Genomic DNA, 6,606 nt, shown 5'->3' with positions numbered 1-6,606 from the left:
CCGCGAGAAGTGCACGTCGTCGACGCCGTCCAGGATGTCCTGCACCTGCCGCAGACCGGACTTGGTGCCGTCCGGGAGGTCGACCTGGGTGACGTCACCGGTGATGACTATCTTCGAGTCGAAGCCCAGGCGGGTGAGGAACATCTTCATCTGCTCGGGCGAGGTGTTCTGGGCCTCGTCGAGGATGATGAAGGCGTCGTTGAGCGTACGGCCGCGCATGTACGCGAGCGGTGCGACCTCGATGGTCCCGGCGGCCATGAGCCGGGGGATCGAGTCGGGGTCGAGCATGTCGTGCAGCGCGTCGTACAGCGGACGCAGGTACGGGTCGATCTTCTCGTAGAGCGTGCCCGGCAGGAAGCCGAGCCGCTCGCCCGCCTCGACCGCGGGCCGGGTCAGGATGATGCGGTTGACCTGCTTGGACTGCAGGGCCTGCACCGCCTTCGCCATGGCGAGGTAGGTCTTGCCGGTGCCGGCGGGGCCGATGCCGAAGACGATCGTGTGCTTGTCGATCGCGTCGACGTACCGCTTCTGGTTGAGGGTCTTGGGGCGGATCGTGCGGCCGCGCGAGGAGAGGATGTTCTGGGTGAGGACCTCGGCCGGGGTCTCCTCCGGGCCCTCGCCGTTCTCACTCGCTCTGAGCATGGCGATCGAGCGTTCCACTGCGTCCTCCGTCATCGGCTGTCCGGTGCGGAGCACCAGCATCATCTCGTCGAACAGGCGCTGGATGAGGGCGACTTCAGCGGCGTCGCCGACCGCGCTGATCTCATTGCCCCGGACGTGGATGTCGGCCGCCGGGAAGGCCTTCTCGATCACGCGCAGCAGGGAGTCGCCGGACCCCAGCACGGTCACCATGGGGTGCTGGGCGGGGACGGTGAACTGTGCTCTCGCCTGCCCCTGCGCGGGTGTGTGAGCTGTGGGTGTCTGAGTCATGGGCCGGCTCGTAGGCCTTGCTCGTCCTCCTCGAAACGACTCGCCCGCCACGTGGGCGGTCTGGCGATTTCCAGAGTACGCCGGGGGACTGACAAGGCCGTAGGCCTTTTCCCCACGGTCCCCATCCGTGCACGTCGGGTACGCCCGCCGTCACCCCGGGTCGGGTTTCTCGCCCCCGCCGCCCCTACCCGTCCCGTCCCTGGGGGCTGCCGCCCCCAGACCCCCGCAGTCGGCCTGGACGGCCTCGTCCTCAAACGCCGGACGGGCTGAAATGCCGGGACCGGCGCTGACATGTGAGCCTCAGGCTCAGAAGCCCAGCTTCCGCAGCTGCCGCGGGTCCCGCTGCCAGTCCTTCGCGACCTTGACGTGCAGGTCCAGGAAGACCGGCGTCCCCAGCAGTGCCTCGATGTGCTTGCGGGACTTGATGCCGACCTCCTTCAGGCGCTTGCCCTTGGGGCCGATGATGATGCCCTTCTGGCTGGGGCGCTCGATGTAGACGAAGGCGTGGATGTCGAGGAGCGGCTTGTCGGCGGGGCGGTCCTCGCGGGGGAGCATCTCCTCCACCACGACCGCGATGGAGTGGGGCAGCTCGTCCCGGACGCCCTCCAGCGCGGCCTCGCGGATCAGTTCCGCGATCATGACCTGCTCGGGCTCGTCGGTGAGGTCGCCCTCGGGGTAGAGCGCCGGCCCTTCCGGAAGGAGCGGGACGAGCAGGTCGGCCAGCAGGCCCACCTGCTGGTCACCGACCGCCGAGACGGGGACGATCTCGGCCCATTCGAAGCCCAGCTCCTTGCCGAGCTGGTCGATCGCGATGAGCTGCTCGGCCAGCGTCTTGCTGTCCACGAGGTCGGTCTTCGTGACGATCGCGATCTTCGGCGTCTTCTTGATCGACGCCAGCTCCTTCGCGATGAAACGGTCACCGGGGCCGAGCTTCTCGTTCGCCGGCAGACAGAAGCCGATCACGTCGACCTCGGCCCAGGTCGTACGCACGACGTCGTTCAGCCGCTCGCCCAGCAGCGTGCGCGGCTTGTGCAGCCCAGGGGTGTCGACCAGGATCAGCTGGGCGTCTTCCCGGTGCACGATCCCCCGCACCGTGTGCCGGGTCGTCTGGGGCTGGTTGGCGGTGATCGCCACCTTCTGGCCGACCAGAGCGTTCGTAAGGGTGGACTTGCCCGCGTTGGGGCGGCCCACGAAGCAGGCGAAGCCGGCGCGGTGGGGTGCCCCCGACGATGCGGACGGCTCGGATGACTGGCTGCGAACGCTCATGGCGCCCATTCTCCCTGATCCACAGACCCTCGCCGCACAACAGACCGACCGCCGACCGTCCGGTGAGCTTCCGGAAACCCCCGCGCAACGAAACGTCGCGGAAACACAGCCGTGCACGACCCGAAACGCACAGCCGTGAACCTCTGAGGAGCCCCCGCACCGTTGGAGACGACCGTGACCCTCGCCGCCGCAAGCGTCGACACCGGCGACACCGCCTGGCTGCTCGCCGCCACCGCCCTCGTCCTGCTGATGACCCCGGGCCTGGCCCTCTTCTACGGCGGCATGGTCCGCACGAAGAGCGTCCTCAACATGCTGATGATGAGCTTCGTGTCCATCGCCCTGGTCACCGTCGTGTGGCTGGCCTGCGGGTACTCGCTCGCCTTCGGGGAGGACACCCTCGGTGGACTCATCGGCGGGCTCGATCACGCCGGCATGGCCGGGCTCGGTCCGGACAGCGTCCAGGGGACCGTCCCCACCGTCCTCTTCGCCACCTTCCAGCTGACCTTCGCGATCATCACGGCCGCGCTGATCAGCGGCGCCATCGCGGACCGGGCGAAGTTCGGGGCGTGGGTGGTGTTCGTGCCGGTGTGGGCGCTGCTCGTATACGTTCCCGTCGCCCACTGGACCTGGGGTCCCGGCGGCTGGATTCTCGACCGCCTCGGCGCCCTCGACTTCGCCGGTGGCCTCCCCGTCGAGATCACCTCCGGTGCCTCCGGGCTCGCCCTGGCCCTGGTCCTCGGCCCGCGGCTCGGGTTCAAGAAGGACGCCATGCGGCCGCACAACCTGCCGATGGTCGTGATCGGCGCGGGTCTCCTGTGGTTCGGCTGGTTCGGGTTCAACGCCGGCTCCGCCCTCGGCGCCAACGGCCTCGCGGCCGCCGCCTTCCTCAACACCCTCGCCGCCGGCTGCACCGGCCTGCTCGGCTGGCTCTTCGTCGAGCACAAGCGCGACGGACACCCGACGACGCTGGGCGCGGCCTCCGGCGCCGTCGCCGGACTGGTGGCCATCACGCCCTCCTGCGGTTCTGTGTCGCTGCTCGGCGCGCTCGTCGTCGGCCTCGCCGCCGGCGTCGTCTGCTCGTACGCCGTCGGCTGGAAGTTCAAGTTCAACTACGACGACTCCCTGGACGTCGTCGGCGTCCACCTCGTCGGCGGTGTCATCGGCACCCTCCTGATCGGCGTCTTCGCCACGGCCACCATGACCGGCGGGGCCGAGGGACTCCTCTACGGCGGCGGGCTCGCGCAGCTCGGCAAGCAGGCGGTGGCGATCGTGGCCGTGGGCGCGTACGCCTTCCTCGTCACCTACGGCATCGCCAAGCTGATCGACAAGGTGATGGGCTTCCGGGCGAGCGAGGAGCAGGAGCACACCGGCCTGGACCTTACGGTGCACGCCGAGACCGCCTACGATCACGGGGTCCTGGGGCACGGCGCCCCGGTCACGGCGTCCCTCGCCTCGTCCGTCTCCTCCTCCCCCTCCGCCGCGCAGAAGGTCAAGAAGCAGGCATGAAGCTGATCACCGCGATCGTCAAGCCGTACCGGCTCGACGAGGTCAAGACCGCCCTCCAGGAGCTCGGCGTGCACGGTCTGACCGTGACCGAGGCGAGCGGGTACGGCCGGCAGCGCGGCCACACCGAGGTGTACCGGGGCGCGGAGTACCAGGTCGATCTGGTACCGAAGGTCCGCATCGAGGTCGTCGTCGAGGACGCGCTGTCCGAGGACGTCATCGAAGCCGTCGTGAAGGCCGCGCAGACCGGCAAGATCGGCGACGGCAAGGTCTGGGCGCTGCCGGTCGAGACGGTCGTACGGGTACGGACGGGCGAACGCGGCCCCGACGCGCTCTGAAGCCGTAACAGCGCCGGGACCGCGCCCCCTTCGAAGCGTCAGTGCGTCACGCGTCTCAGTCGAACACGAACGGGCCCGGCGACTGCGGCCCGGTCGCCGTGCAGGTGATGGTGATGCCGAAGACGGTCATCGTCAGCGAGCCGCCGAAGGCCTCCAGGCTGTCCCCGGAGGCGACGGTGCCGCTGAGCGGGCCGACCTGGACGGGGTCGCCGGCGGCCATCGCCGGGTTCTCGGTGCCGGTGAAGGCGGTGGTGCCGCCGCTCGCCTTCACCAGGGTGAGCGTCGAGGAGATGGAGTCCTCCCCGAGCGCGATCGGCGCGGTGATCGCTGAGGAGTTGACGGTGATGGTGGCGGCGGTGCCGTCCTGCGTCGCGGTGAGGGTGGCCTCGCCACCGCCGAAGCTGCCGCAGTCGGCGGTGATCGTCGCGGAGCCGGGGGCGACCGCGAGGGCGGCGGGTGCGAAGGCCAGCCCGGTGACCGCGAGGGTCCCGGCCACCAGCGCGGCACCTGCTCCGATGCGCATGCGTCTCATGGGGATTCAGTCCCTTTCAAGGGTGGGGGAGTTCCTTGTGTGGGGGTGGGGGAACTGTTCGGCAGGTGGATGCGGACACACTGCGTGGAGAGCTGAATCTGACGGTCCGTCGGAACCGCCGTTTCCATTGATGCGCGTGGGGCGAGGGTCGGCAAGGGTGATTTCCGGCCTCCATTACCGGAAGGTCAGCTACCGGATCAGGCCTTGCTGGGGGACATGTCCTGCAGGCCCACCACCCGCAGGAGTTGCAGGCGCTCGTAGGCCTCGGTCCCGGGCCGTGCCGAGTGAACGACCAGCAGGTGGTGGTGCTCGTGGCTGACCATGACCTCGCAGTCCAGCTCCAGGAGGCCGACCAGGGGGTGCAGGAAACGCTTGGTCGCCCGGTTGCGCTGCGACACCTCGTGTTCCTCCCACAGCCGCGCGAACTCCTCGCTGGACGCCCGGAGTTCGGCGACCAGCGCGGCTGGTTCCGGGTCGTCGGGGCGGGCCGCGGCCACCGCCCGCAGGGTGGCCACATGGGCGCGCGCGTGGCCCGCGTGATCCTCCTCCGGGAAGAGCGAGCGGGCGGTCGGGTCCAGGAAGAAGCGGCGGGTGAGGTTGCGCTCACGCCGCGGCCGGGACATCACGTCACCGACCAGTGCCCGGGCCATCGCGTTCTGCGCGAGTACCTCGCCGCAGTCGTTCACCACCTGAGCCGGAGTGTCGTGCAGCCGGTCCAGGATCAGCAGCAGCCCGGGCCGGACATGCGCCGACGCCGTCTCGCGGCGCGGCGGCTCCTCGCCGGCCAGGTGGAACAGGTGGTCGCTCTCGACGGCGGTCAGGCGCAGCGCGCGGGCCAGCGCCGTCAGCATCTGCCGGGACGGGCGCGGGCCACGGGACTGTTCCAGCCGGGTGTAGTAGTCCACCGACATCCCCGCCAGCTGCGCCACCTCCTCGCGGCGCAGGCCCGGTGTGCGACGCCGGGTGCCCGGTGTCAGACCCACGTCCGACGGGGTCAGCCGGGCGCGGCCACGGCGCAGGAAGTCGGCGAGTTCGGCTCGGTTCACCTCTCCAGCCTGCGGTAGTCCGGCCCGCTTAGCCAGGGACTGCCGATCCCCTGATCAACGGGTCTCTCCCGCCCGCACCGGCCCCGTCCGAGGGTGGTCGGTGACGAGAGGAGCAGAAGATGCTGACGTTGGTGACGGGTACGACAGGACAGGTCGGCCGGCGCTTCGTGCCGAGGCTGCTCGCGCAGTCCCGGGCGGGGGAGCAGGTACGGGTGCTGGTGCGGGACGCGGCGCGGGGCGAACCGTTCGCGGAGCTGGGCGCCGAGGTCGTGGCCGGCGATCTGCGGGACACCGAGACGCTCGGCAAGGGTGTCGCCGGGGTGGACGCGGTCGTGAACGTCGCGGCGTCCTTCCGCGGGGTCCCCGACGAGGAGGCGTGGGCGGTCAACCGGGACGCGGCCGTGGAGCTGGGGCGTGCCGCGCTGGCTGCCGGGGTGCGACGCTTCGTGCAGGTCAGCACGGGGCTGGTGTACGGCACCGGACGCGGCCGCCCGCTGACCGAGGACGACGAGAGCCGGCCCGGCGGCGCGATGTGGGGTGCCTACCCGCAGTCCAAGGCGGCGGCCGAGCGGGAGTTGCTCGCGCTGGAGGGCATGGACGTACGTGTCGGCCGGCTCCCCTTCGTCTACGGCGAGGGCGATCCGCATCTCGCGCAGTCCCTGATGTGGGCCAAGAACTGGGCGGCGACGCAGCGGCTGCACATGGGGCACCACGCGGACGTGGCCCAGGGGCTGCTGCGGATCCTGCACGCGCCGGGGATCGCGGGGCGGGTCTACAACATCGCCGACGACGTTCCCGTGACGGCGGTCGAGTTGCATCAGCTCAACGGGGTCGAGATCCCGGCGGAGTTGTACGGCCGTGCCGATCCCGATCCGTGGGCCGCGATCACCTCGACGGAGCGGATTCGCAGGGAGCTGGGGTATCGGCCGTTGTTTCCGTCGGTGTATGCCGCGCGGGATGCCGGAGCGCTGTGATGAGTCCGTGGTCGTCT

At 70.3% G+C, this 6,606-nt stretch carries 7 protein-coding genes; 3 read left to right on the top strand and 4 right to left on the bottom strand.

Going from position 1 to position 6,606, the window contains the following annotated elements; genetic code table 11:
• Together ACFY5C_RS13060 and era are read right to left on the bottom strand one after the other, a co-directional pair.
• On the bottom strand, positions 1-930 hold a 930-nt coding region (locus ACFY5C_RS13060), incomplete at its 3' end, for a PhoH family protein (protein ID WP_389443816.1).
• Positions 931-1,236: 306 nt separating this feature from the next.
• Positions 1,237-2,205: a GTPase Era gene (gene era / locus ACFY5C_RS13055; RefSeq protein ID WP_389443814.1), complete on the bottom strand. Its 969-nt coding sequence runs from the start codon at positions 2,203-2,205 to the stop codon at positions 1,237-1,239.
• A gap of 165 nt (positions 2,206-2,370) precedes the next feature.
• Between era and ACFY5C_RS13050 the strand changes: the two genes are divergently transcribed.
• Complete coding sequence (locus ACFY5C_RS13050; protein WP_389444132.1) at positions 2,371-3,702, top strand: ammonium transporter; 1,332 nt, start codon at positions 2,371-2,373, stop codon at positions 3,700-3,702.
• The gene (locus ACFY5C_RS13045; protein WP_389443812.1) at positions 3,699-4,037 is read left to right on the top strand and encodes a P-II family nitrogen regulator; all 339 of its coding nucleotides are present in this window, start codon (positions 3,699-3,701) and stop codon (positions 4,035-4,037) included. Before ACFY5C_RS13050 ends, ACFY5C_RS13045 begins: the two co-directional genes overlap by 4 nt.
• A 55-nt stretch (positions 4,038-4,092) precedes the next feature.
• On the opposite strand, the gene ACFY5C_RS13040 is transcribed toward ACFY5C_RS13045, so the two are convergent.
• Complete coding sequence (locus ACFY5C_RS13040) at positions 4,093-4,569, bottom strand: hypothetical protein (RefSeq protein WP_328427733.1); 477 nt, start codon at positions 4,567-4,569, stop codon at positions 4,093-4,095.
• Between the two features lie 197 nt (positions 4,570-4,766).
• Positions 4,767-5,615: a helix-turn-helix transcriptional regulator gene (locus ACFY5C_RS13035; RefSeq protein WP_389443810.1), complete on the bottom strand. Its 849-nt coding sequence runs from the start codon at positions 5,613-5,615 to the stop codon at positions 4,767-4,769.
• 119 nt (positions 5,616-5,734) lie between these two features.
• On the opposite strand from ACFY5C_RS13035, the gene ACFY5C_RS13030 reads away from it, so the two are divergent.
• On the top strand, positions 5,735-6,589 hold the full coding sequence (locus tag ACFY5C_RS13030; protein WP_389443808.1) for an NAD-dependent epimerase/dehydratase family protein: 855 nt from the start codon (positions 5,735-5,737) through the stop codon (positions 6,587-6,589).
• The last annotated feature ends 17 nt before the right edge of the window (positions 6,590-6,606 follow it).

Origin of the sequence: Streptomyces sp. NPDC012935, assembly GCF_042900345.1 — a bacterium.
In the GTDB taxonomy this organism is placed as follows: domain Bacteria; phylum Actinomycetota; class Actinomycetes; order Streptomycetales; family Streptomycetaceae; genus Streptomyces.
This window is presented reverse-complemented; position numbering and strand designations above follow the sequence as displayed.